The following is a 25706-nucleotide window of genomic DNA, read 5'->3' as shown; positions in this document are numbered from 1 at the left end:
AGGAAATGGGCGTTTATCCACAAAAATTGTTGATAAACCTGTGGATAAATTAGGAAGGGGGCCTGGGCCCCGACAAGGAGTGGGTGGTCTTGCAGGATCAGAGAAATAACAGGCGGCAAATAGATGACATCACCGGACTCTTCAATATGAATCATTTTCTGGAGGACGCTACGGTGCTCCTGCGAGACTCAGAGGATGGGGAACTGGCTGTCATCTACTTTGACATAGAGAATTTCAAGGCTTACAACCAGACCTATGGCTTTCACGCGGGCAATACCTTCCTGAGACAGGTGGCCCATATCATGCGGGATACTTTTCCGGACGGGATACTGGCAAGGCTGCATGAAGACCACTTTGTGGCGGCCATTGTCAATGAGGATATCGTGTCCCGTGTGCTCCGGGTGCAGGAGCGGGTGCAGGCTTCTGCCCAGCAGGTTGACATCAGGATGAAGGCGGGTATTTATGTTTCTGAGGGGGATGCAGTGGATGTGACGGTGGTGCTGGACAGGGCGAAGCTGGCCTGCGAAAGCATCAAGCGGCTCTATGACCAGAGCTATTGTTACTTTGACACTTCCATGGAGTCAGGGGCAAAGCTCAGGCAGTATATCGTGAGCCGTTTCGAGTCGGCCATGGCCCGGGGGGACCTCAGGGTCTATTACCAGCCGGAGGTGCGGGTGCTCACCCGGCAGGTCTGTGGTTTTGAGGCCCTGGCCCGCTGGATTGACCCGGTGTACGGCATGATATCACCGGGGATTTTCGTGGAGGTGCTGGAAGAAGCCCATCTTTCTGATAAGCTGGACCTCTTTATTGTAAGGCAGGTTTGTGAGGACTTTGCTGAGGTCCGGGCTCATGCCGGGGATGGCTGGAACCTGGCCCGCATATCCGTGAACCTTTCCCGGGTGGATTTCCAGCTGAAGGATATGTTCGAGGCTATCGAAAAAATCCGGGAAGAAACAGGGACCATGAGGGAGCAGCTGCACATTGAGGTGACAGAGAGCGCCATTGAGGATGAGATGCTCCAGGAAACCATCCAGCGCTTCCGCTCCGCCGGTTATGAAGTGTGGATGGACGACTTCGGCAGCAGGTATTCTTCTCTGAACAACCTCATCAAGTATGAGTTTGATGTGGTGAAGCTGGATATGCAGTTCATGCGCATGTTCAAGGATAATCCCAAGGCCAGGACCATGATCAAGGGCATTATAGGGCTGGCGAAGGATCTGGGCATCCATACTCTGGTGGAGGGGGTGGAGACAGAGGAGCAATATGCTTTCCTGCGGGACATTGGCTGTGAGATGGTGCAGGGGTATCTCTTTGGCAGGCCTGCACCCCTCAGGGATGCAGCGGCCTTCTATGCCGGGGAGCATGCTACTCTTTCCTTCGAGCCTTTTGGTGAGGCCGATTATTATCGCAACCTGGGCATGGTGAATGTGCTGAGCACATTCCCCTTCCTGCCTCCGGAGGAGAGGCGGGATCATATCAGTGATGTGCCCCTGGCCATCATGGAAGTAAGGAATGGAGAGATTTCCTTCCTCTATAGCAACGGGGCGTTCCGGAGCCTCTTGCACAGCCTGGGGGTGCCGGGAATGCAGGAGCTTCTGTATTCCCTTTCCCATTTGGATGAACAGGCAGCTCAGGTTTTCTGGCACCTGATCAATGAGGCGGTGAAGACGGGAGAAGAACAGCAGATAGAGCAATCCGTGGGAGGTCATATCTTCACCCTGCGCCTCAAGTGTGTGTCCTGCAATATGGAGAAAAAACTGTCTGCCATAGCGCTCATTGCAGACAATCTGACTCCCTTGGGGCCGGTGACAGCGCTTCCATTGCCATAAGCTTATGGTGAGGCCTTTCTGTCAGGAGAGGCCTTTTCTCTTGCCCTGATAATTGCAGATTTAATGTTTTTCCAATGGAAAAATCATGCCCATAGGGGTATAATGTTTACCTATAGTGATGAAATTGGGAGGTAAGGGATTGAGAAAGAAGATTTGCGGACTGGCAGCAGCGTGCCTGCTTGGCCTCAGCCCTTTGGCTGCAGCTGAGGATATGCGCTTTGTGGATGCTGAGGGCTTCACGGGCTACTATGTGGATGTGAGCAGCCTTGCCTTCGGCACGGGGGAGATTCCCCAGGATACGGCCCCCGAAGATATAGTCGAGGCGCAGGTGGCGGTGGTGAAGGCTGACAGGAACAGGCGCTACCTCTACCAGATGCGCTTCAATCGCAGACAGGAGACCTACGAGATTTACAGCTCTGAGGTGCAGGCCTATGATACCAAAGAGGTGCTGGAGAAAAGCAATCTGGGGCGTCTGCCCCGTCACTATGGGTTCTCCTCCCCCATGAATGGCATCGTGAATTTCATCTATGAGTGGAAAGCAGAACAGGAGCGGGCCAATCGGAAATCTTATTAAGGGGGGATCCCTATGGATGATAATGACAGGCTGAAGCAGCGGACGGCGTATCTATCGATTATTTCCAATAGCGCCCTGGTATTGATGAAGCTTTTGGTCGGCCTTTATATCGGTGCGGTCAGCCTTATCTCTGAAGCCCTGCACTCCGGGGTAGATTTGCTGGCAGCCCTCATTGCCTGGCTGGCGGTGAGAAAGTCGGTGGAGCCGCCTGATACGGAGCATGACTATGGACACGGGAAGTTTGAGAACCTGTCTGCAGCAGTGGAGGCCCTGCTGATTGTGGCTGCGGCAGCCGCCATCGTCCACGAGGCAGTGCTGGGGCTGCTGGAGGGGGGCGGTGTGCCTGAGAATCTGGGCTACGGCGTAGTCATCATGCTGATTTCCATCATTGTCAACCTGCTGGTGTCCCGGCGGCTGCTTACTGTAGCTAAAATCACCCATTCCCAGGCGCTGGAAGCGGATGGGCTTCACCTGCGGGCCGATATCTGGACCTCTGTAGGCGTGCTCATTGGCCTCTTTGCCATGGAGGTCACGGGCTGGGCTCCCATGGATGCCATCATCGCCATCTTCGTGGCGGGCATCATCTTCCGGGAAGGCTGGCACATGATAAGGGCTTCGGCTCTGGAACTTACGGATGCCAGCCTGCCGGAGGAGGATGAGGAAAAGATAGGGCGCATCCTGAAGAGTGCCCCTGAGGTGAAGGGCTTCCACTGCCTGCGCACCCGTCGTTCCGGCTCTTATCGGCTGCTGGATGTGCATCTGCTCTTTGACGGCAATATGCACCTGGCTCATGTCCACGCTGTATGTGATGAGTTGGAAGGACGCATCAGAAAGGCTTTTGGCGGCTTCGACATCGTAATCCATCCGGAGCCTGCAGGGCTCCATGAACCGGAAAACAAGGTGAGCCGGTATGAGGAGTCGAAGCAGAACAACTCTTCCAGTCCTTGCAATACATAAGATTATTATAGACGAGGTATCATTAAAAGGGGAAAGCCCTGAGAAATGGAGGAATTACCATGGGAAAGAAGATTATCAGCCTGCTCTTGACGGCAGCCCTGCTCATTACGACTATGGGCATGGCGGCAGCTGCTGTGCCTGAGACAGTACAGGGCAAGCTGGCCCTCATGGAGGAGGACACCTACGGCAGTGAGCAGACAGGAGCCGTCATGGACAGGCTCAACAAGCTGGAAAAGGATTACGATGGCAGCCATCGCTCTGGCAGCCTGATGGCCAGGGTGGATGCTCTCTACAGGGAACTCTACACCAATGGCTCCGGCCCTTCCCTGATGGCCAGGCTCAATGCCATCGAGTGGAATATTGACCACAAAGTGAGCATGAAGCCTGTGGAGACCCGCCTGGCTGATATGGAGCTTGGTCTTTTGGGCAAGACCGGGGAAGGCACCTTCAAGGCCCGTGCTGAGCAGTTGGGCAAGGCTTCCTTCGGGGCAGAAACTTTGCCCATGGAGAAAGTGCAGGTGCCTGCCAGCACGCTCATCAAGGTGGCACTGGTGGACAGGGTGAATGCCAAGAATCTTAAAGCTGGTGATATTATCCACTATCAGGTAGCTGAAGATGTAGTGGTGGACGGTAGCCTGATCTTTGCCAAGGGCGAGCCTGGGGAAGGCGTCGTGGAGAAGGTGCGCCAGGCCAAGAACTTCGGCCGCAGCGCCGAGGTGCAGATTGACTTCAACAAGACCAAGTCCATCGATGGCACGGAAGTTGACACCTATGTGGGTGAAGAGTCCAAGAAGGAAATGAAGCATCTGGCCATGGCCGCAGGTGCCAGCGTGGCAGGTATGCTGCTCCTGGGCCCCATCGGCGTCATCGGCGGTGCCTTTGTCAAGGGCAAGAACATCGACCTGCCGGAGGGCACGGAACTATACATCCAGACCGAAAATGAGGAAAGCCTCTACGGTGTGGCCACGGTGGCAGAATAAGCTAAAGCAGAGCTGAGGACGCAAGGGCCTCCCAGGGGTGACTGGGGGGCCCTTGATGTATGATATATTTGCGTAAAGACTGCAGATGTTGTACTATATGAGATAGGATTATTTAGACAGAGAGGAAGCATTCCATGAAGAATAAAGGGAGAGCTTGTGCGGCATTCTTGTCGCTTCTTGCCCTGCTGCCTCCACAGGCCACGGCTATGTACAAGGCCAACACGGAGACTGGGGCTGATGCCTTGGATTTCATCGAGAACCGCCGCCGTCTGGAGCGGGAAAATATGCTGACGGATGAGCAGCAGAAGCTTCTGGCAGATACTCAGGAAATGGCAGAAAACCTGCGCCATCCCGTTGACCCCACTAAGGCTTCTCCCATGGCCTTTGAAGGGGATGACCTCACCTACAATGAGGAGACGGGGGAGTTTGTGGCCAGGGGGAAGGTGCATGCCATCCAGCTGGACGCCCATCAGTTTGATGCCCCGGATGGTCCGGTGCAGGGCAACCTTAAGACTAATGACATCGAGATACCGGGCAAGGCACACATGTTGCAGCTCACTCCCGGTCAGAGCCGGGTGATTCTGGACGGCGTGAACACGGTTTACAACTATCGCACCAAGCTGGGCACTATGGGAGAGGCCAGAGGCAAGGTTGACCATCAGTATGTGACGGGCAAGCGCTTTGAGTTCTATCCGGACAGGATTGTGGTCTATGATGGCACCTCCACCAAGTGTGGGGCCAAGAACCCTGACTACCACCTTAGTGCCAGGAAGATGACCATTTATCCTAACGACAAGATTGTCATGGAGCATGTGGGCACTTGGCTTAAGAATGTCTGTTTATTCACCAAGAAAAGCAATGTAGTGGATCTGAAGAAGAACGAAAACGATTTGGAACTGCCCAGAGTGGGCTATTCAAAGGATGACGGGGTGTGGATATCCCAGGATTTCAGCTTGCCGCTTTTCAAGAATGTGGAAGGCCAGGCTCATTTGTATGCCAATACCAAGGAGGGCCTCAAGAGCAACGGACAGATTGGCTGGTACAACCGCAACGCCAGTTATGAGTTGCGCTATGGCAGCTACGAGGACAGCGATGACAAGTGGATCAAGAAGGAACCCAGCTTTGTCTATAAGTATGCCCGTCCCTTGGGCAAGACTCATCTGAATTATTCTTTTGACGTGGAGTGGGGGCGCTGGCACAAGAAGGAGAGCGACATTACCAGTACACACAGGTACTATGGACTGACCCTCAGCCGGGATCCGATTTTCCTTGGAGGAGGCTGGTACATCAGCCCCAGCATCACCTACTCCATCACCCGGGAGTCGTATGATCATTCCAAGTTGGATGGTCTCAGCTGGAGCTTGTCCACAGTGAAGGAATTTGATTCTCGTTGGGCCATGTACGCCACCTATGCCTATTCCAAGAACAGCAAGGAAACCAGCCTTTTTGACTACAGTGTAAATGATTTTACCCGCCAGTTCCGGGCTGGCGTCAGTTATCAGGCCAGTGACAGGGATCGTTTTGTGGTGGGTACGTCTTATAATATGGACGATGGAGCCTTCAAATTCAACAAGCTGGACTGCTATTGGTTCCATGACATGCATTGCTCGCAATTTGTCATTCAGTACAGGCATTACAGGGATGAAAAGGATTCCGTCAAGTTCAGGTGGCAGTTCACACCCTGGTAAGAGAGGTAGCAGCAAATGAAAGAGGAATTGCTTTCTATATTGGATGAACTGGAGGGGCGCCGCATCCTGGTTTTGGGAGATGTGGTGGCAGATATTTACCTTCAGGGCACGATTTCCCGCATCTCCAGGGAGGCACCGGTGCTTGTGCTGGAGCAGCAGAAAGAGATCATTGTGGCAGGTGGCGCTGCCAATGTGGTAAACAATATTGCCACTTTGGGAGGAAGCGTCTTTGCTGTGGGTCTCCTGGGCCATGACAGCGGCGGGGAGGGCCTTAAGGAAGTGCTGCAGAAGAACGGTGCCCATATTGAGGGCCTGCTGACAGATGAAGCACGTCCCACCATTTCCAAGACACGCATTATTGCCGGAGGACGGGCTACCGTCAGCCAGCAGATTGTGCGGGTGGACAAGGAGTGCCATGAGCCTCTTACCGAAGCACATGAAAAAGAACTTTTGAAATATATCAAGTCTGTTTTGCCGCAGATGCAGGGCATTGTCCTCAGCGACTACGGCTCTGGCACGGTGACGCCGAAACTGCGGAAGGCACTAATTAAATACGCCCGGGAGCACGGCATTCCCACCATGGTTGATTCACGCTATGATGTGAAGAGCTTCAAGGGCATTGGCTATGTGAAGCAGAATGATGCGGAGCTGGCTGCTGCTGTGGGAAGGGACCTGCCGGATGAAGAGGCGGTCATTGAGGCTGCCCAGGAGCTCCTGGCAGAGCTTTCTGCTGAAGGTGTGCTGGTGACCCGCGGGGAATTGGGCATGATCCTGGTGGAAAAAGACGGGGCTGTCCATGTGATCCCAGTGTCCGATAAGAGCGAGGTCTACGATGTGTCAGGTGCAGGTGATACCTGTGTGGCTACGGTGATTCTGGCGCTGGCTGCCGGCATCAGCCCTGAAAAGGCAGCCGAGCTCAGCAATATCGCCTCCGGCATAGCCGTGCGGAAATTGGGCACGGCCACGGTGTCTGTCGAGGAATTGCGGCGGGCCGTGGAACGATAGGATTTTGAAAGAAGGTATACAAGTGCTGATACCGGCTGAGAGAATAGAAGATTTTTGCGCGGCCCTCAGGGAGGCAGGTCAGAAGGTGGTATTCACCAATGGCTGTTTTGACATTCTCCATGCGGGCCATGTGCGTTATTTGCAGGAGGCCCGTGCCCAAGGAGACTGCCTGGTGCTGGGCCTTAATTCTGATGAGTCCGTGAGAAGGCTGAAGGGGCCCACGCGCCCCATCAACAGCGAGCTTGACAGGGCAGAGGTAGTGGGCGCCTTGAAGTCCGTGGATTATGTGGTGCTCTTTGGGGAACAGACAGCCGAAAGCCTCATAGCCAAGGTGCGTCCCGCTGTCTATGTCAAGGGGGGCGATTATACGCTGGATACCCTGCCGGAGGCCAAAATAGTGCAGTCCTACGGCGGCAGCGTGCATTTCGTCAAGATGGTGGAGGGGCGTTCTACCACCAATGTCATCAAGAAAATATCAGAAGACAAGGGCTGCTGAGCCGGGGAGAGTAAGGGGAAAGAGATGCTGAAAGAGTACAGGAATATTCTGGTCATCAATTTGATGCACCTGGGGGATCTGATGCTGGTGACGCCAGTGCTCCGCACCCTCAGGGCTAACTATCCTCAGGCCAGGATTACCCTGCTGGCGGACAAGAAACTCAGGGATCTGGTGGAGTACAATCCCCATCTGGATGAGTGCCTGCTGCTGGATAAGAAGGGGGAAGACAATCATCCGCTGGCCTTCTGCAAGTTCATCATGAAAGTGCGGGCCAGACATTATGACCTGGTCATCAACCTGCACCGCAACGAGAGGGCTTCGGCCTTGGCCGCCTTTTCCGGGGGCGGGCAGATAGTGGGTTATGCCAAGCCGGGGTTCTCCCTGTTGTTTGACGGGGTTATGGCCAATGAGCACTTCATCAAGCATCAGGTGGAGGCCCATTTTGATGTGCTGAGGAAGTTCCTGGGAGTCGAAAAGATCGACGATGCGGGGCTGGAAATGACTATCCCCGAAGCGGCACAGCACAAGGCTGACCGCCTCTGGCAGGAGACTTTCACCCAGGAGGCCAAGGTCGTTGCTTTCAATATTGGCGCCAGCTGGCTTACCAAGCGGTGGATCAAGGAATACTTTGCCCAGTGCGCTGACCGCCTGATAAAGCGGGGCTATCATGTGGCCTTCTTTGGTGGTCCCATGGATATAGATTTGGTGGAAAGTTGTATTGACGATATGAAGGAAAGAGAAAGCGATCACCTCAAGGTCTTCACCGGCAAGGTGAGCCTGGGGGTGCTGGCAGGGCTGCTCAGGCGTTGCTGTCTCTTCCTCACTACTGATTCCGGCCCCATGCACGTGGGGGTGGCCATGAATGTGCCCATTGTCACCATGTTTGGTTCCTCTCCTGTGACAGGTTTCTACCCCTATGATGGCAAGGATGTTTTGGTGAAGACCCCGGAAGCCTGCCACCCCTGCCGTATTCACGAGTGCCCCAAGGAGGGGGCGGAGCATATGGCCTGCATGAAGAACATTCCCGTGGAGACAGTGATGGAATATGTGGATGAGCTGCTGGAGAAATTCGGCGGGGCGCCTGCCTATAAGCTGCCCCTTCACCCCGGAGATTACAAATGCCGGGTCATAGATTTGGGAAATGGTATTGCTCCCTCGTAAGGGGATATTTTTTTCAAGGGAAAGAGAGGCAATAGCTGATGGACATACAGACTCTATATGATTTCGTAGCAGAGAGAACCTCAAAATGCAAGATCCTGGTAGTAGGGGATGTAATGCTGGACAAGTATTACTATGGTGAGGTCACAAGGATTTCTCCCGAAGCACCTGTCCCCATCACCCATGTTACCAGCGAGAAAGAAACTCTGGGCGGCGCTGCCAACGTGGCGCACAACCTGGCCCGCCTGGGGTGTCAGACCTCCCTGGCAGGCTATGTGGGGGATGATTACCATTGTGAAAGCCTTTTGGGCAAACTGACTGCCAGGGGCATTGACTACAAGGGGCTGGTCACTACGGACAGGCCCACCACCACCAAGCTCAGGGTTATTGGCGGGCATCAGCAGATGCTGCGTCTGGACTTCGAGGAAGATGAGCCCATTGAAGCTCACTATGCGGCCCGTCTGCAGAATTATATCGAGCAGAAGCTTTCCGAAAGTCTGGATGCGGTGATCATCTCCGACTATGGCAAGGGAGCCTGCACTGAGGCAGCCTGCCAGATGCTCATCAAGGCCTGCCATGACCACGGGGTGCCTGTGGTGGTGGACCCCAAGGGCACAAACTGGTTGAAATACGCCCAGGCTGACTACATCACGCCAAATGTTAAGGAAGTCAATGAAATCCTCATCGACCGCATCCAGAACGAGGACAGCCAGGTGGAGAAGGCTGCCCGTTATATCATGCGGAAGTACAAGCTGAAGAATGTCATCGTCACCCGTTCAGAAAAGGGCATGTCACTGGTGCGGGAAGAGGATACGGAGCACATACCCACCAGGGCACAGGATGTGTTTGATGTGTCCGGTGCCGGCGATACGGTGATAGCCGTCTTTGCTATGGCCCTGGCAGGGGGGCTGAAGCCAAAGGATGGGGCTTTCCTGGCCAATCTGGCTGCCAGCGTAGTGGTGGCAAAGCTTGGCACTTATGCTGTGAGCCAGGAGGAACTTCTGGCTGTGCTCAAAAAAATGTTTTGATGGAATTGAAAGAAGGCTAAGTCATGATGGCAGAGCGCGATGCTGAGGAAGATAAACTTCGCCTGTTCATCGAGACGGAAATAATCTGCCGGGGCAAGTCACGGGTATTTTCCATTGATTACCAAGGGCGCAGGATTTTTGTGAAAAGGGCAGAAAGGGTGCGCCATAAAGCCTGGCTGCGTTTTTCACGGGCTCTCTGTGTCAGGCTGGGGCTGTTCATGCTGCAGCCTGGGGCAGATCCCGATGGCATCAAGGCAGTGCGCTTTGAGGCGGGACGCCTGCGGCGCCTGGAGAAGTGCGGCCTTCCTGTGCCTGTTGTATGCGCTTCCGGTGCTGACTGGCTGGCGATGGAAAATGCAGGCAAAAAGCTCATTAAGGTCATCAGGGATACTGAAACATCCCGTCAGGAAAAGGAAGAACTGATTTGCAAGGCAGCGGAACTGCTGGCATCTCTCCATGCTCAGGGCATACACCATGGTCGTCCGGCTCTTAAGGATATGGTTTATGATGGGGAACGGATCGTGCTGCTGGATTTTGAGGATGGCATCCTGATCAGGATGGGCCGCAGACAGCGGCTTTGGCGGGATTTATTGCTTTTCCTGCAAAGCGTGGTGAAGGAAACTGACCCGGAATTGGCAGAGATTGCCTTGGCAGCATACAGGGCAAAGCATCCGGCTCTTGCACAAGAGGCGGTGGCGCATTTCGGCAGTTTCAAGGGAATGTATCTTTTCTTCAAATATGTTTTGCGCCATATGGGCAGCGACCTTGAGACCACCTATCAGGTGCTTGGTCTTTTTCATAAGGAGGAATTCTGAATGATTATCGTAACTGGCGGTGCCGGTTTTATCGGCAGCAATATCGTAAAAGAACTGAACCGCAGGGGACGCACGGATATTCTGATCGTGGACGACCTGAAGGATGGGGCTAACTACAAGAACCTGCGCGGCCTCCAGTTCATCGACTATCAGCACAAGGATGACTTCCTCCAGACAATCGAGGATGATGACTTCGACGGCACCGACATTGACGCCGTGTTCCACGAGGGCGCCTGCTCTGATACCATGGAGTATGATGTGAACTACATGATGCGGGTAAACTATGAGTACAGCAAGTCTGTGCTCCACTTCTGCCTGCAGCATCGCATTCCCTTCCTCTATGCCTCCTCTGCCTCCACCTACGGCAGTGGCAAGCACGGCTTCCGTGAGGGTGATGAGTGTGAGGACGCCCTGAATCCCTATGCTTTCTCCAAGCTGGCCTTCGACCGTTATGTGCGCCAGGTGCTGCCCGAGGCCAAGAGCCAGATCGTGGGCCTGAAGTACTTCAATGTCTACGGTCCCCAGGAGCACCACAAGGGCAAGATGGCTTCTATCTTCTATCAGCTCTACCATCAAATCAAGGAGACTGGCGTGGCCCGTCTCTTCAAGGGCATTGACGGCTACAAGGACGGCGAGCAGCGCCGTGACTTCGTCTATGTCAAGGACGTGGTGAAGGTGAATCTCTGGTTCTGGGAGAGTCAGGGACCCTCTGGCATCTACAACTGCGGCACCGGCAAGGCCCATACCTACAATGAAGTGGCAGAGGCTGTCATTGAAGCCTTGGGCACCGGCAGGATTGAGTATCGGGAGTTCCCGGAGGTCCTGAAGGGCAAGTACCAGAACTTCACGGAGGCTGACCATACCCATCTGCTGGAAGCTGGCTACGACCAGGGCTTTTATGACATGAAGGAAGCCGTGAAGGAATACTGTGACTTCCTGAATCAGGGCGGTTACTTTGAGTATGGAAAATAATAATGCAAAGGGAAAGATCCCTGCGGTCTTTTTTGACCGGGACGGTACCCTCAATGTGGATACTGGCTATCTTCACGAGATAGATAAGCTGCAGTGGATGCCCGAGGCCAGAGAAGCTGTGAAATATGTGAACGACAAAGGCTATCTGGCCATTGTCATTACCAACCAGAGCGGTGTGGCCCGGGGCATGTTCGGGGAAGATGCGGTGAAGGCTCTCCATGCCCATATGAACGAGGAATTGGGCAGCATTGGCGCCCATATAGATGCCTTTTATTACTGTCCCCACCACCCGGAGGCGGCGGTGCCTGAGTACCGTCAGGATTGCAGCTGTCGCAAGCCAAAAAGCGGGCTTATTGAGCAGGCCTGCAGGGATTTTTCCATTGACCTTGAGCATTCCCTTATGGTAGGGGACAGCCCCCGGGATGTGGAATGTGGGGCAGGTGCAGGTGTCAGGGGGGCCCTCTATGAAGGCGGCAGCCTGCTGGCCTTGCTGAAGCAATTCCTATGAGGAGCGGTTGTCTGCTCCTCCCTGATGATGACTGGACAGGAGAGCTATGAAGAAATACAAGAATATCCTGGTCAATGCACTGGTGAACCTTGGGGATGTGGTGCTGACCACTGGGGCCATTGCCCTGCTGAAGAAAGCTTATCCCGGGGCTCGCATTACCATGCTGGTAAAGCCTGTGGTACGGGAGGCTGTGGAAAACAACCCGGTTATAGATGAGGTTATGGTCTTTGCATACAAGTCCAAGGAAAATTCCTGGGGACAGATGATGGGGATGGTTCGGGAATTGAAAAGCCGTCATTTCGATCTGAGCCTTTCCCTGGACCGCAAGCTGCGTCCTGCCCTGTTGGCTTTCCTGGCTCGTATCCCTGAGAGAGTAGGCCCTGACAGGGTCTTCGACCCGAAGAAAAGCCGGGTCAACTGGCTATATACAAAGACTGTGCCCATCGGGTATAATTTGGATAAAACCCTGCAGGCGGATACATATCAGAACATTGTACGGGGGCTTACAGGCCAGGGGCAGGAGGCAACGGCAGAGCCAGTTTTTGCCCGCATCACGCCTGAGGCCAGGGAAAAAGCCCGTAGCCTTCTGGGACAGCTTCCGCCGGCAGACAAGATAATCGCCCTTTGTGTAAAGGGGACCTTCCCCTTGAAGACCTGGCCCAAGGAGTATTTTGCCCAAGTGGTGGATACGCTGGCCAGTGAATACAAGGCTGCTTTTTTTGTGACTGGAGGCCCGGGAGACAGGGAATATGCAGAGGAAGTAATCAGGGCATGCAAGGTGCCGGTGGTTAATTTCTGTGGCATGACGAATCTGGTGGAACTGGCAGCCTTGTTTGAAGCCAGTGACCTGCTGGTTTCGGTTGATACAGGCGGTGGGCATATTGCCGCTGCCTGCAAGGTTCCCATGGTGGTCATGTATGGCTGCACCAGTCCTGACCGTTGGCATCCCATCAATGAGAAAGCCAGGGTGCTGACCAGCCGGGAGGCGTGCTGTCCCTGTACAGTACGCGCTGAGGAATGCCCAAGCTGGCCTAAGCCCAAGTGCCTTTGGAACGTGGGGCCGGAGCTTGTCTTGCGCGAATGCCGCAGTCTGCTTTTGAAGTGATTGGCTTGAAAAGGGCCGGAGGGAGGAAGGGCCTTGCGGTTGGCGATTTTTGAAAACATCATGACCCCCGGGGGACATGAAGTAGATTTTGACCGCATACTGGTGGAAGAATTTCAGAAACTTGGACATGAGGTCAGCTTCTATGTTCCAGAGAAGTTCAAGTTCAGTTTTGACTACCATGTTCCGGTGCATTACCTGCAGGGGGAGGTGGTCTCCTATAGCGGGGTCAAGGGGCTGAAGCGGCTCTGGTATACAGTGAAGCGTGAAAAGCATCGCATGGGCTGGTACCGGCAGCTGATGAAACTGGCAGAAGCAGGTGATTTTGATGCCTTGATTGTGCCGACCTCTACTTACCGCTATCTAAGGGCCATCAGAAGAAGCTGCCTGAGAAAGTCCCCTGTGCCAGTCATCTTTATTCTTCATGGTATAAATCCGGGGGAGGCGCCTAAGTTCCTTCATGAGGCGGAGGAGCTGGCGGCTTGTCCCAATATACGTCCGGTGGTTTTGACCTTTGGTCAGGATATCTTTGGGAAGACGCGGAAAAATATCCGCTATATCTATCCGCCTACCTATACACCAAGGGATTTGGAAGGATATAAGCCCCAGCAGGCAGAGGATATTCTCACTATTGGCTTTTTCGGTCAGTATCGCCGGGAGAAGAAGCTGGAAGACTTCCTTGAGGTTTATCTCCGTGCTAAGGCTGACTTCAACCGTCAGGTGCGCCTTCTGGTGCAGGGGGCTACCATGCACCCGGAGGATGCGGAGGATTTTGAGCGCATAATAAAAAGGTATCAGGGGGAGGAGAGCATTGAGTTCCTGCACAAGGGACTGATTGGCCGTGAGTGGCAGGAGGCTATTGCTGCCATTGACGTGCTGCTCCTGCCCTATTCGGCGCCGCGCTATCGCTATCATTGGGGCGGTATGCTCTTTACCGCCCTGGGCTTCGGCAAGCCTGTCATCGCCAGTGATGATATGAACCCGGAAGTCTTTGATTCATTCAAGGTGGGGGCTCTGTTCCACAGTGGTGATTTAGAAGACTTGCAGCGGGTACTGACGGAGTTTATCAACAGTTATGGCGACAAGCAGGCAGAATATGAGGCAGGGCTTCGGGCAGCTTCGGAGGAATACTCTCCCGCAGCCTTTGCAGGAAGAATAGAAAGCATTATTGGGGAGCAGCGATGACAGGGGAAAAGACGCCGGTATCTGTGCTTATACTGGCTAAAAACGAGGAAAAGAATATTGGCGACTGCCTGCAAAGCGTGCAGTGGGCAGCCGAGATCGTGGTCATCGATGACAACAGCACTGACCGCACCCCGGAGATTGCCAGGGAGCTGGGGGCCAGGGTGGTGACCCATGCCCTGGCTGGCAACTGGGGGGCCCAGCAGACCTTCGCCATTGGTGAGGCCACCCATGACTGGATATACTTCCTGGATGCAGACGAGCGGGTGACGCCGAGGCTGGCGGCGAAGATCAAGGAGCTGGTTATGGCTGATGACCGGCGTTATGCCTATCTCAATGCCAGGCTCAATTATTTCTGGGAGCAGCCCCTGCGCCATGGTGGCTGGTTCCCGGACTATGTAGTGCGCCTTCTGCCCAAGGCTGGCACCTATGTCACAGGTTTTGTTCATCCTGCCTTCCATCACGATTATGAGGAAGTGCACCTGCCCAAGGATTTTTATCTGGTTCACTACCCGTATCGCGATTGGCAGCATTACTTCAATAAGCTTAATTTTTATACCACCCTGGCAGCAGAGAAGATGCACGAGCAGGGCAAGCGAGCCCATCTATGGGATTTTATCGCCCATCCCTTCTGGGCCTCGTTCCGCATGTACATTCTGCGGGGGGGCTGGAGAGATGGCTGCATAGGTTTTGTGCTGGCCTCATTCCATTATTTCTATACTATGGCCAAGTATGTGAAGCTTTATTATTTGGAGAAATCCAATGGGCATGTAGGTGATGAGCATTGATGAAGGAAATCAGGCGGCTGGGCCGCAGCATATATGATATGGAAAATCCCCGTGAGCAGCGGCGGTATGTGATTTTCTGCGCCAGGGCGCTGCTGCATCGCAGAGGGATGAAGGACCTGTACGGCTGGTTCAAGGCTGATCCACTGCGCCGCATGATCATCGAGGAAAGCCCTTTCCCCATGGAGCAGGTCACCAGGGCTTTTTTCTATAAGGGGTCGACCTTTGCTTCTAGGGCAGAGCTTATCAAGGCGCATTTTTCCTTCCTGCAGGAACATGTGAAGGATGAGTATCTGTTGAAGCTGGGAAGTGTCCTTCAGCCAGGTTATGTGGTTTGGGAAGGTGAATTCGAGGGCCAGGACCTTCAGGCACTGCTAATCTTTGAGGATGGGCAGCGCAAGGAGGGCCTGCTGTCCCTGGAACTGAATCTTGGTGAGGAACATGTCTACCAGCTTATTTTTTGGCTTGCCAAGGACAAGGAGGGGCATGACAGCCTCTATATAGGCGCCCTGCAGGGGCCTAATATGGAGGAAGCCCGCGAGCTCATCAAAAGGATGACAAAGGCCTTCCATGGGTATCGCACCAAGAATCTCATCCTTTACATGCTGCAGGCTGTGGCCAGGAGCATGGGCATCGAGAAAATCTACGGGGTCACCAACGAAGGCTACTATGCCATGAACCATGTGCGGGCCAATCGCAAGCTGAAGACCAACTTCAGCGATTTCTGGTTGGAGGCTGGTGGAAACAGGACTGATGATGTCAGATTTGACAGCCTGCCTTTGACTGAGACCAGGAAAACTATGGAAGAAGTGCCTACCAGGAAAAGGGCTGTGTACAGGAAAAGATTTGCCCTGTTGGACGAAATTGATGCGAACATAGCAGAGGCTATGGCTGGCCTGCTGAAATGAAGGCTGCAGACAAAAGAGTGATGATATGACAGAGAGAAAACTGCGTTATACCTGTGTCCTGACCACGGTTACAATGATGCATCTGTATAAAGATCCCTGCTCGCTGGCTTATTATTTGGCAAAGAACGGGGGCTGGGAATCTACTGTGGCTTATTTCGGGCCTCAGGAGGTTCATCACGCAGATTTTGAGAAACATGTGCGTCTGGTTTATCTTGGCAGTGAGAAGGTATATAAGAAAAGGTACAAGCTGGCAAAAAAATACCTGCAGGAACATGCCATGGAGATCGATGTGATAATGGTCTTCAATTATGGAACCGTTTCTTATGGTATGGCCAGAACCGTCAAGAAGTATAATCCCAAGGCCATAGCCTATTGCAAATTGGACATGAGGGATGATGGGTTTGAGCATTTCAATGCCCGGACGCCATGGAGAAAGCTGATGTCCATAGGCGAGATTGTCAAAAGCAGGCCCATTGACCTTTTCACCGTAGAGTCCAAGTCCTTTTACCGGGAGCTTTTGAAGCAGCCGGTGTTCAGGAACAGGCTGGAATATCTGCCCAATGGCGTATCTGAAGTAGGTGTGGATATATCTGCACTGGATATGGTCAGGAAGGAAAAGGTCGTATTGACCATAGGACGTCTGGGAGCCCATCAGAAAAATAATGAGCTGCTGCTTGAGGCCATCAAGGTATTGCATGAGCAAGCTCCGGCTGTACTGGAAGATTGGCGCTTCATTCTTGCCGGGCCGGCTGAGACGGCCTTCCTGGATAAAGTGGCACAGTTCAAGCAGGAACTGCCGGAACTGGCTGACAGGCTCGTTCTGACAGGCAATTTGGATACGAGAGAAGAAATGTATGGACTCTGTGCCAAGGCCAGCATCATTTGCATGACCAGCCGCTGGGAAAGTTTTGGCATAGCTACGGTGGAGGGTATGTATTTTGGCTGCTGTCCGGTCATCACTGATTATGGGGGAGTGGCCCATGATCAGGTGCCTGACGATGTTCCCTGGGGAGCGGTGGTCAGCCAGGATAGTGCGTCTCTTGCCTCTGGTCTGCAGAAATTCATGTCTTATAATGAATTGAATGAACTAAGCCGGCAGGTCAGGGATTTTGCAAGGGAAAATTTCAATTACAATATACTTGCTCATACTTTGCATGAATATCTGATGAACAGATTATGAAAGGCCTGATTAGGAATAAGATGTCCATATTCGCTCACAAGTACCCATTTGTCCATCAAGATTGAACGGAGGCTTCACTTTGCTTAATGGGAAACGAATATTGATTGAGGACGGTGTTGGTATCGGTGACCTGGTCATGATAACGCCGGGATTAAGAAAAATAAAAGAACTTTACCCCGAATCAATCATAACATTTGTCACCTTCGGCAATAATCTGCCAATTATTTCGCGCCTGCCTTATATTGATAAATGCGAGAAATGGGACAACAGCTTGAGAGGTCGAATGCACTCCCTTCGGGTTATCGCCTCGCAGGATTATGTGATTTTTCGTTCCTACCAACCTACGTTGATGCGTTTTGCCTACTATCTGCGCATACCGCATCGTGCAGGCTCTTGTAAAGCAAAGAATAGAAGCTCTGTTTGGATGCAAAGATTTCCTTTCAACAATGATGCTGAAGGTTGTTGGGATGGGGAGTTCGTTGCTGGCCAACTTGCAGAGGGGCTGGGAGTTCCCCTGCCTATTGAACATCGGTGTGAGGTATCTTCTCCTAATGAAGCTGAAACTGCCCAAGTGGATTCACTCCTGAAAAATGCAGGTGTTTCTTCACCCTATGTTGTCGTGGTGCCATTTACGGACAGCGGTGTCAGTCTTTCTTTTGAGGTAGTTTTTGCCATTGTATCCTACATAAGAAAAAAATACGGCTATAGTGTTATATTTGTCAATGCAAAAAAAGATTCCTTAATAGAGAAATGTGTCCATGAAATTGGCGAGGGGGTCTTTGATTTTGCTGGCAAAACCAATTTGATGCAGCTTATTGCCTTGCTGAAAGGTGCGGCGTATGGTTTTACTGTTGACACGGGGCTGATGCATATAATGGGGACGTTCAGTATCCCCATGGTAGCTGTTTTTACCTCTGATCTGCCAGAAATATGGGCACCAAAGGAAAACTGTCTTCCCATTAGGAATCCATGTCCGCACTCACCTTGCAGAGGTGATAAAAGAGACGCTTGTACCGGAGATAAATGTAATAAATATCTGAATGTATCTGACATTTGTTCCGCTATAGATGAAGTGTTTTTAGGAAAACAGAGGAGGCTTTGACAAGCGGGAAGGTTTGTTATGGACTTTGCAAAGTTTATAAGAAAAAGGTTTGTATTCAGAGCGTCGTTGGAGGAATATGAGGGGGCCTTTCATATTTCTTTCGGCATTTCCGTGGATTATACTGCCCAAGCTGGTGTGCTGATGACCTCTATTGCTAGGTGCAATCGGGAAAGGAAAATCATTTTCCATGTGTTCTGTGATTGTTTGCCTGACGAAGACGGCCAGCGTGTGGAGGAGTTAGTCAGTATATATAAAAATATAGGCGTAGTGGTCTACTGGGTGGCAAAGGAGCAGCTGATGCATATAAAAAGCAGCCAGCGTTATCCAACAGCTATTTTTTACCGACTCATCAGCGCGGCGGTGTTGTATCCAGAGGTAGAGAAGCTGCTGTATCTTGATTCGGATATTTTATGTCTGGGCAGCTTAAGGGATCTTGCAGAGGTAGATTTTGAGGAAATATGCATGGCAGCTAGAGACTCTGGCAATTGGCTTCCTCAGCACAAGCAGGATATAGGTCTCCCTGCTGAGCACGAATATTTTAATTCTGGTGTTTTGTATATGAATCTGCAGGCTTGGAACCAGGCGCAAATATCTGAGCAGGCTGTAGATTTACTGGGGCGGAAAGCCTTTTCTTTTCCTGATCAGGATGCTCTCAATATCCTGATCGGGCAGAGTTACAGCCCTTTGGATAAAAAGTATAATCTTTTTTATGAAAAACGTACGGCTGCTGATTTGCCACAGAACACAGTTTTTCTGCATTTTGCCGGTGACATCAAGCCATGGCACCCTTGGTGCAAAAATGAACTGAAAAGCCTCTGGGAGGAGTGCTTAGAGGATTCGCCTTGGCGTGGCTATAAATATCTACCGCGCAACTATCGGGAAAAAAGGCTGATGAGCAGGATAATCCTTAGGCAGGGTCATTATAGGAAGGCCATTGTCTGGTATTGGCGTTATGTGACAGATAAGATAAAATTCAAAACAGGGAAAATAAAGAAATAGGGAGTTTTCTATGTTGATTATGTCTGAGTCGCTGTATTTGGGGAAAGGGCTGCATAAGGTGGCTTATGTGCATCCTGAGGACAGCAGCAAGGTAATAAAAATTCCGTACGACCCTAAGGATGCAGAGTTGCGGCAGGAGCTTTCCTACCGCAAGGCTCGGGACCTGCGGCATCTGGAATCAGAACTGCTGACACGCTATTATGGTTCGGTTGAGACTGATAAAGGCCTGGGGCACATTTTTGAGCGTATCTGCAACGCTGACGGTACAGAGTGTGAGACTCTGGGGGCGTTTTTGGACAGACAGAAGGCATCAGGCTGGCCTGACTTGAAGCTGGCACGGGAACTGATAGAGGATTTTATGACGAAGGTTATGTCCGAGCGGATTTTGACCAATGACACCTGTCTGATAAATTTCCTTCTGCAGCGTGATGAAACGGGCAACATAAGGCTGCGCATCATCGACAATGTAGGCAGTCCTGTGAAGATTCCTTTGGTCTATTATTGGGACTATATGACCCGTTCCCACATCCGGCGTTATCTGAAGCGCCTGAAACGGGAGCTTCAGGAAAATTATAAGGGATTATTGAAGGAATGAATTTTGGGGGAAAACATGCTTAAGCTTAAAGAAGAACAATTTCTTGGGGATGGAAATCATAAGAAGGTCTATATACATCCGGAGGACAGCCGCAAATGTGTGAAGCTGCTTTTCACGCCGGATGACCCTGATATGGAGAGGGAGTTTCGATATCGCAAGGCTTTAGGGAAAAAGGCTGATGAGATGCCTTTGCTGACCAAATATTATGGTACCGTCGATACCGACCAGGGGCTGGGGTATGTTTTTGAGCGGGTCGTGGATTACGATGGAAAGGTAAGCTGCACACTGCTGTCGATGCTGGAACAGGCTGAGGAAAGGGAGCGCCTGGAGAAAATACTGAAAGATTTTCGCAGGGAGTTCATGCGTGAAAGTTTTGCTCCTGCCGGTGTTGATCCTGACAATTTTCTAGTACAGCGCGTCTCGGAGACGGAATCATGTGTCCGCATTATTGATAACATAGGCACCTCGGCTGCTATTCCCTTGGAATATTACATTGGCTTTTTGGCTAAAAAGCGGGCCAGGAAGTATTGGAATCGTTTGGTAGAGGATATTGCCAGGAATTATTCGGAAGCTGTATCCAAGGAATGCATAGATTCTTTGTGGGAGAGCTAAGGACGGAAGAAGGGATGAGAGCGCGTGAATATAGGCCTGTTTATCAAAGATTTTGCAGTGGGAAAGAAATTTTCCAAAAACGGCCTTCCTACGAAAAGCGGCGCGGAGTTTCACGGGGAAAACCATGCCTTGCAGCTGATCAAGCGCGGCCATAATGTGACCATCATGGCGAAGAAGCGGTATTGGTTCACCAAAGCCAGGGAAAATCTGAATGGCATCGATTTGGTGCGGCTGCATGCTCCTTTCAGATGGCTGGAGATCTTGGTCAGGCTGTTCACTACCCACCGCCATCTGGATGCCTTTTATATCATTGGCACGCCAAAATTTGCAGTATGGGCTGTCCTGTATGCCAAGCTTATGCACAAGCCCGTGACCCTGGCTCTGACGGCCAAGGCAGAGATATTCAGGGCAGAGGACAGCTGGCGCAATAGGCTCTTGGCTTCCTGCACGAATTATGTGGCAACTACCCATGAAATCCGTGACGGCTATGTTTCCATGGCCCATGTGCCGGCTGAAAAGGTCACGGTGCTGGCCCATGGTATAGATACAAAAAAATATGCTCCTGCAGCCCCGGACAGGAGGCAGGAGCTTCGCAAGGCTCAGGGGATTGAAGCCGGGGCAGATGTGCTGCTCTTTTGTGCGCGTGTGGTCGAGAACAAGGGAATTTCGACCATGATTGAAGCATGGCCTGCTATTCATGCCGCCAAGCCGGAGGCCAGGCTGTTCGTAGTAGGTGGCGGCCGCCATGAACTCATAGAGCAGTTGAAAGAATTATCCCTCAGGACCGATGGCAGCGTGGTGGTGACGGGAGAGGTGGACCGGCCTCAGGACTACTACCAGATGGCAGATGTATATCTGTTTCCCTCCTGGCATGAGGCCTTGCCTACTTCCCTTATTGAGGCCATGTCCAGCGGCTTGGTGCCGGTAACCTCTGATATCGGCGGCTGTGATGATCTGGTGTTTGATGACAAGACGGGTTACCGGGTGCCGGTAAAGGATGCCGGGGCTTATGCGGACAAGGTGCTCTACCTGTTCGATAATCCGGCTAAGCGCCAGCAGATGCGGGAAGAGGCTATGGCCCTGGTGCGGCGTATGTGCGATTATGACTATGTGATCGATAAGCTGTTCGAGATAATAGCAAGCCCGGAGGCCAGAGGGAAGGATTATTTACAGCCATGAATGAGAAAGCAGATAATTCTTTTTTTCATCAGGACTGCACTGGCCTGCGTGTGCTGGTGCTGACTCCGCATCCCGATGATGAAATCAATGTGGCCGGCAATATGATTTATGTTCTCCGTCAAATGGGGGCTGAGGTATTTGTCCTGTACAGCACAAATGGTGATTTTGACGGAAAACAGGAAGTTCGCTTCAAGGAGGTGGAAAAATCCCTTTCCCTGCTGGGAGTGAACGCTGATCACTATGACCTCTTGGGATATGGTGATACGTACAACGGTACAGGCAAGCCCCATGTGTATCACGCAGAAACAGCCATGACCTCACCTGCAGGCCACAGGGAAACTTACGGTGCAGCTGGTCTTGAGGAATATCATTTTCAAAGGCATGGACAGCATGGTGAGTATACGCGAAAGAATTTTTTGTCCGATTTACGCGAGTATATAGTTGATAAACGGGCTGAAATCATATTTTGCGTGGATTATGACCTTCATGCTGATCACAGAGCCTTATCCCTGGGCTTTGAAAGCGTGATAGGAGAGTTGCTGCAGCAAGAGGACAATGATTACTTTCCTGTCGTATACAAGCGCTTTGCTTATGCGACGGCTTTTACTGCATACAGTGATTTTTCCGAACTGAATCTGCAGGAAATAAAGCGGCCTGTGCCGGGGGAAATTGAGTCATATGCTTACGATGTGATTGATAAGTCAGCCTATCTTTGGGAAAGGCGGGTGAGGTTTCCCGTCCACCAAGATTTGCGGGAGAGCTTGTTTAGCAAAAATATTTTTGCACAGGCTATTTTTGCACATAAAACTCAGCATAATGAAAAAAATGCCTATAACCTCATCAACAGCGATGAAATCTACTGGCAACGGCGGACGGACAATCTGGCTTTCAAGGCGGAGATAAGTGCGAGCTCAGGTGAAACTGGCAGTTTAAGACGATTCCAACTATTGACTCCTGCAGACGTAGAGGAGAAAATACCTTCGTGGAAAGATGTGGCTTGGAAGCCTGAGTGCGATGATTTGGAAAAAGCAGTTTGCTACACATGGCGCGTGCCTCAAAAAATAAGCAAAATATGCTTGTATGGCCCCCTCAATGCTGCTGCTTCCGAAACAAAGGTCAAGATATCTTTTGATGATGGGGACAGCATGATTGTTGGGCCGCTGAAGGAGTTTGGCACGCCTTTGCTTATTGAGGTGGCAAAAGAACACGTTGGTGAGATGCGCCTGCAACTCATGGAAATTGATGATAAATGTGGACTTTCATACTGTGAAATTTTTGCCGAATCAGAGCAGCTTAATCCGCTGCTCCCATACATAAAAATATTGGTGGATGGAAATTTTGCGTATCGCTATGGATGTGACAAGCAGCGGTGTGATATAGGCTTGTCCTGTTATCGCTATGGTTACGTTGGCCAAAATATTTCTTACCGCGTGTTGGAGGGCAATGCCTCTATAGAAAATAATGACAGGTTGATTTGGAAAGATAATGAGCCTGTGGTGGTGAGGGCATTCCTGGAAGGTGATGAAAAAATTTTTGATCAGGTGGAACTCTATCGCATAGATGCGGGGAGCCGGATGAGGAATTTCCTCAGAAATTTGATGAACAGGATTTATCTTGTGAAAGAAAAGCGTAATTAGAACTATGAGGGAAAGATTCACGGTGAATAGTTGTATGATGCGCAAGAAAGGTGTGACACATATTTGTCATGAGAGATAAACTATTGCCCGTAGGGTCGAACCTGCATAAATGGGGTATAGGTGCCCTGGGAATGTATATAACGTTCCTGTTGGCCATGAAGGGGACGGCCCTGTACAATCTGGCATCGGCTGTTTTGCTGTTGTGCACAGCTGTTTTGCTTTATCGTACCAAGACATCAATATGTATTCCTGCAAAGTTTTTGACGATACCTTATCTGGTGTTCGCCTGCGGGCTGACCCTGTCATCAGTATTGCAGGGGGAGGCGAACAATATCGTTAAGGTATTGCATTACATATATATTACCTTACCGCTATTCCTTATGTATGCAGGGGGAAGGTGTTTTGTCCGCCATGATGTTATATACAAAGCTATGGCAGTAGCGGCTGGTATTACTGCTGCCGTTTGTATATCATCATGTCTGGACCCGCATGCCTGGCTGGACGGACGCTTCAGCCCGGAGAGCCATCCCAATGTCACTGTGCAGTTGTTGTTATTGCCTGTTCCCTTCGTGATGGTGGCGCTTTACAAATTGAGGGCTTCCAAGCTGTGGACTGCTGTGAATATAGTTTCTCTGCTTGTTATACTGATGGCGGCATTTTTGACGCGCTCCCGTGGTGGCCTGGGGGGCTTTTTGGTAGGCTTGCTGATTTTGGGAACACTGAGCTGGCCTGTGCTGAAAAGCGGCTGGTCATACAAAAAGACAGCTGTCGTGAGTTTGTTGCTGGCTGTCTTTATGACGCTCATATCCCTGTTTGTGGCCCTGAATGTCTTTGCCAGAACTGGCAGTGACCAGGGACGGCTGTATTTGCTTTATACGTCTGTACGCATGTTTGAGGATCATCCTCTTTGCGGAATTGGCTTTGATAATTGGAGTCGCGAGTATCCACGGTATATTCACCCGGAATCCAATGAACCACATCTGACGCATGCTCATAATGATGTGCTTAACTTAATGGCGACAACAGGTGCGCTGGGCGCAGGCGGCTATGTGTTTTTCTCTGTAATGACCTGGCTGTATTTGGTGAAGAGGCTGACCGCGCAGCCAAGAGAGGCTATGCTGTGGGCCATGTTGTGGATGTTTCTGTCCTTGCAGATACATGGTTTTGTCGATATCAGTGTGCAGTACAATCAATCGGCAAGGATGTTTTTTGGCATGCTGGGGCTGACCCTGGCAATAGCAGATAAGGAAAGGGAGATTGTTTGATGATGAAAGCAGCAAGAGTTAGCGAGGGTGATTTGTACGATTATCTGATTGTAGGCAGTGGCCTTTTCGGCGCTGTCTTTGCCCATGAGATGAAGAAGAAAGGCAAGTCCTGTTTGGTGCTGGAGCGCAGGAGTCACGCTGGGGGCAATGTTTACTGCGAGGAGAAGGATGGCATTAATATTCATCGGTACGGTGCCCACATCTTTCACACTTCCTATAAGGACGTATGGGAATATGTGAATAGCTTTGTGGAGTTCAATAACTATGTGAATTCTCCCGTGGCCAATTTCCGGGGGGAGCTCTACAACCTGCCCTTCAATATGAATACTTTCACCAAACTCTGGCCGGAGGTACATACCCCTGCTGAGGTGGCGGCAAAAATTGAGGCAGAGCGCCAGGAAGCAGGTATTAGCGAACCTCAGAATTTGGAGGAACAGGCCATTTCCCTCATTGGCCGTACCGTCTATGAGAAACTGATCAAGGGCTATACGGAAAAGCAGTGGGGCAGGGCCTGCACTGAACTGCCGGCTTTTATCATCAAGCGGCTGCCTGTGCGCTATACCTTTGATAATAACTACTTCAACGACCGTTATCAGGGCATTCCCGTGGGGGGCTACAACAAGCTGATTGAGGGCTTGCTGGATGGCATTGAGGTGCGCCTTGGGACGGACTATTTGAAGGATAGGGGAAGCTTTGACAAGCTGGCAAAAAAAATCGTCTACACCGGCCCCATTGATGAGTATTTTGATTACAAGCTGGGGCGCCTGGAGTATCGTGGACTGAAGTTTGAAACGGAGCGGCTGGAGCAGGAGAATTTCCAGGGCGTGGCCGTCATGAACTTCACTGCCCGGGAGGTGCCCTATACCCGTATCATAGAACACAAGCATTTCGAGTTCGGCACCCAGCCAGTGACCTATGTGACCCGCGAGTATCCTGCCGACTGGCAGCCTGGGGAAGAGGCCTACTATCCAGTGAACAATGACAGGAATCAGAGCCTTTACCAGCAGTATGCAGAGCTGGCTGAGAAGGAAGAGAATATCATCTTCGGTGGCCGCCTGGCAGAATACAAGTACTACGATATGGACGATGTCATCAAGAGCGCCTTGGAGCAGGCAGCCAGGGAATAAGTTTGCCACTAAAAAATAGAGCC

Annotated in this window: 25 protein-coding genes; all 25 read left to right on the top strand. The window is 51.5% G+C overall.

The features are described 5' to 3' along the window. Positions 1-89 precede the first annotated feature (89 nt). Positions 90-1829, top strand: a complete 1740-nt coding sequence (locus BLW59_RS09810) for a putative bifunctional diguanylate cyclase/phosphodiesterase (protein ID WP_074697644.1) — start codon at positions 90-92, stop codon at positions 1827-1829. A gap of 139 nt (positions 1830-1968) precedes the next feature. Further along, complete coding sequence (locus BLW59_RS09805; RefSeq protein WP_318258480.1) at positions 1969-2403, top strand: hypothetical protein; 435 nt, start codon at positions 1969-1971, stop codon at positions 2401-2403. A 12-nt stretch (positions 2404-2415) separates the two neighbouring features. Next, entirely contained in the window at positions 2416-3360 is a 945-nt protein-coding gene (locus BLW59_RS09800) for a cation diffusion facilitator family transporter (RefSeq protein WP_029546251.1), read from the top strand. Between the two features lie 59 nt (positions 3361-3419). Beyond that, a complete protein-coding gene (locus BLW59_RS09795; protein ID WP_029546249.1) occupies positions 3420-4340 on the top strand; it encodes a hypothetical protein in 921 nt (306 codons plus the stop codon). 134 nt (positions 4341-4474) lie between these two features. Next, entirely contained in the window at positions 4475-6028 is a 1554-nt protein-coding gene (locus tag BLW59_RS09790) for a hypothetical protein (RefSeq protein ID WP_074697642.1), read from the top strand. Between the two features lie 15 nt (positions 6029-6043). Then, positions 6044-7033 carry a bifunctional heptose 7-phosphate kinase/heptose 1-phosphate adenyltransferase gene (locus BLW59_RS09785; protein ID WP_074697641.1) on the top strand — a complete coding sequence of 330 codons (990 nt, stop codon included), beginning with the start codon at positions 6044-6046 and terminating at the stop codon, positions 7031-7033. 22 nt (positions 7034-7055) lie between these two features. After that, the gene (rfaE2, locus tag BLW59_RS09780) at positions 7056-7529 is read left to right on the top strand and encodes a D-glycero-beta-D-manno-heptose 1-phosphate adenylyltransferase (RefSeq protein WP_074697640.1); all 474 of its coding nucleotides are present in this window, start codon (positions 7056-7058) and stop codon (positions 7527-7529) included. Between the two features lie 24 nt (positions 7530-7553). Beyond that, positions 7554-8690, top strand: coding sequence for a glycosyltransferase family 9 protein (locus BLW59_RS09775; RefSeq protein WP_074697639.1), 1137 nt, complete (start codon positions 7554-7556; stop codon positions 8688-8690). 38 nt (positions 8691-8728) lie between these two features. Continuing rightward, a complete protein-coding gene (gene rfaE1, locus BLW59_RS09770) occupies positions 8729-9715 on the top strand; it encodes a D-glycero-beta-D-manno-heptose-7-phosphate kinase (protein ID WP_074697638.1) in 987 nt (328 codons plus the stop codon). Positions 9716-9738: 23 nt separating this feature from the next. Next, the gene (locus BLW59_RS09765) at positions 9739-10530 is read left to right on the top strand and encodes a phosphotransferase (RefSeq protein ID WP_081348477.1); all 792 of its coding nucleotides are present in this window, start codon (positions 9739-9741) and stop codon (positions 10528-10530) included. Continuing rightward, positions 10531-11502 carry an ADP-glyceromanno-heptose 6-epimerase gene (gene rfaD / locus BLW59_RS09760; RefSeq protein WP_074697637.1) on the top strand — a complete coding sequence of 324 codons (972 nt, stop codon included), beginning with the start codon at positions 10531-10533 and terminating at the stop codon, positions 11500-11502. Continuing rightward, entirely contained in the window at positions 11492-12010 is a 519-nt protein-coding gene (locus BLW59_RS09755; RefSeq protein WP_074697636.1) for an HAD family hydrolase, read from the top strand. The genes rfaD and BLW59_RS09755 overlap by 11 nt, the downstream gene beginning before the upstream one ends. Before the next feature lie 46 nt (positions 12011-12056). Then, the gene (locus BLW59_RS09750; RefSeq protein ID WP_074697635.1) at positions 12057-13115 is read left to right on the top strand and encodes a glycosyltransferase family 9 protein; all 1059 of its coding nucleotides are present in this window, start codon (positions 12057-12059) and stop codon (positions 13113-13115) included. A 33-nt stretch (positions 13116-13148) separates the two neighbouring features. Continuing rightward, the gene (locus tag BLW59_RS09745; RefSeq protein ID WP_074697634.1) at positions 13149-14297 is read left to right on the top strand and encodes a glycosyltransferase family 4 protein; all 1149 of its coding nucleotides are present in this window, start codon (positions 13149-13151) and stop codon (positions 14295-14297) included. Beyond that, positions 14294-15082 (top strand): glycosyltransferase family 2 protein, encoded by a 789-nt coding sequence (locus BLW59_RS09740; RefSeq protein ID WP_074697633.1) that lies wholly within the window; start codon positions 14294-14296, stop codon positions 15080-15082. The genes BLW59_RS09745 and BLW59_RS09740 overlap by 4 nt, the downstream gene beginning before the upstream one ends. Continuing rightward, positions 15082-15987, top strand: a complete 906-nt coding sequence (locus BLW59_RS09735) for a VirK/YbjX family protein (RefSeq protein ID WP_139283630.1) — start codon at positions 15082-15084, stop codon at positions 15985-15987. Before BLW59_RS09740 ends, BLW59_RS09735 begins: the two co-directional genes overlap by 1 nt. A gap of 25 nt (positions 15988-16012) precedes the next feature. Further along, positions 16013-17167, top strand: coding sequence for a glycosyltransferase family 4 protein (locus BLW59_RS09730; RefSeq protein WP_074697631.1), 1155 nt, complete (start codon positions 16013-16015; stop codon positions 17165-17167). A 79-nt stretch (positions 17168-17246) separates the two neighbouring features. Then, complete coding sequence (locus BLW59_RS09725; RefSeq protein ID WP_074697630.1) at positions 17247-18269, top strand: glycosyltransferase family 9 protein; 1023 nt, start codon at positions 17247-17249, stop codon at positions 18267-18269. Between the two features lie 18 nt (positions 18270-18287). Then, positions 18288-19268, top strand: coding sequence for a glycosyltransferase family 8 protein (locus BLW59_RS09720; RefSeq protein WP_074697629.1), 981 nt, complete (start codon positions 18288-18290; stop codon positions 19266-19268). A gap of 10 nt (positions 19269-19278) precedes the next feature. Further along, entirely contained in the window at positions 19279-19863 is a 585-nt protein-coding gene (locus tag BLW59_RS09715) for a YrbL family protein (RefSeq protein ID WP_074697628.1), read from the top strand. A 15-nt stretch (positions 19864-19878) separates the two neighbouring features. Further along, complete coding sequence (locus tag BLW59_RS09710) at positions 19879-20475, top strand: YrbL family protein (protein ID WP_139283629.1); 597 nt, start codon at positions 19879-19881, stop codon at positions 20473-20475. A 24-nt stretch (positions 20476-20499) separates the two neighbouring features. Continuing rightward, positions 20500-21654: a glycosyltransferase family 4 protein gene (locus tag BLW59_RS09705; RefSeq protein ID WP_074697626.1), complete on the top strand. Its 1155-nt coding sequence runs from the start codon at positions 20500-20502 to the stop codon at positions 21652-21654. After that, positions 21651-23291, top strand: a complete 1641-nt coding sequence (locus BLW59_RS09700) for a PIG-L family deacetylase (protein WP_074697625.1) — start codon at positions 21651-21653, stop codon at positions 23289-23291. Before BLW59_RS09705 ends, BLW59_RS09700 begins: the two co-directional genes overlap by 4 nt. Before the next feature lie 131 nt (positions 23292-23422). Beyond that, on the top strand, positions 23423-24556 hold the full coding sequence (locus BLW59_RS09695) for an O-antigen ligase family protein (protein WP_139283628.1): 1134 nt from the start codon (positions 23423-23425) through the stop codon (positions 24554-24556). Beyond that, the gene (gene glf, locus BLW59_RS09690) at positions 24556-25683 is read left to right on the top strand and encodes a UDP-galactopyranose mutase (RefSeq protein WP_318258478.1); all 1128 of its coding nucleotides are present in this window, start codon (positions 24556-24558) and stop codon (positions 25681-25683) included. The genes BLW59_RS09695 and glf overlap by 1 nt, the downstream gene beginning before the upstream one ends. Positions 25684-25706 lie beyond the last annotated feature (23 nt).

It is taken from the genome of Selenomonas sp. KH1T6 (assembly GCF_900108415.1).
Taxonomy (GTDB): domain Bacteria; phylum Bacillota; class Negativicutes; order Selenomonadales; family Selenomonadaceae; genus Selenomonas_B; species Selenomonas_B ruminantium_A.
This window is presented reverse-complemented; position numbering and strand designations above follow the sequence as displayed.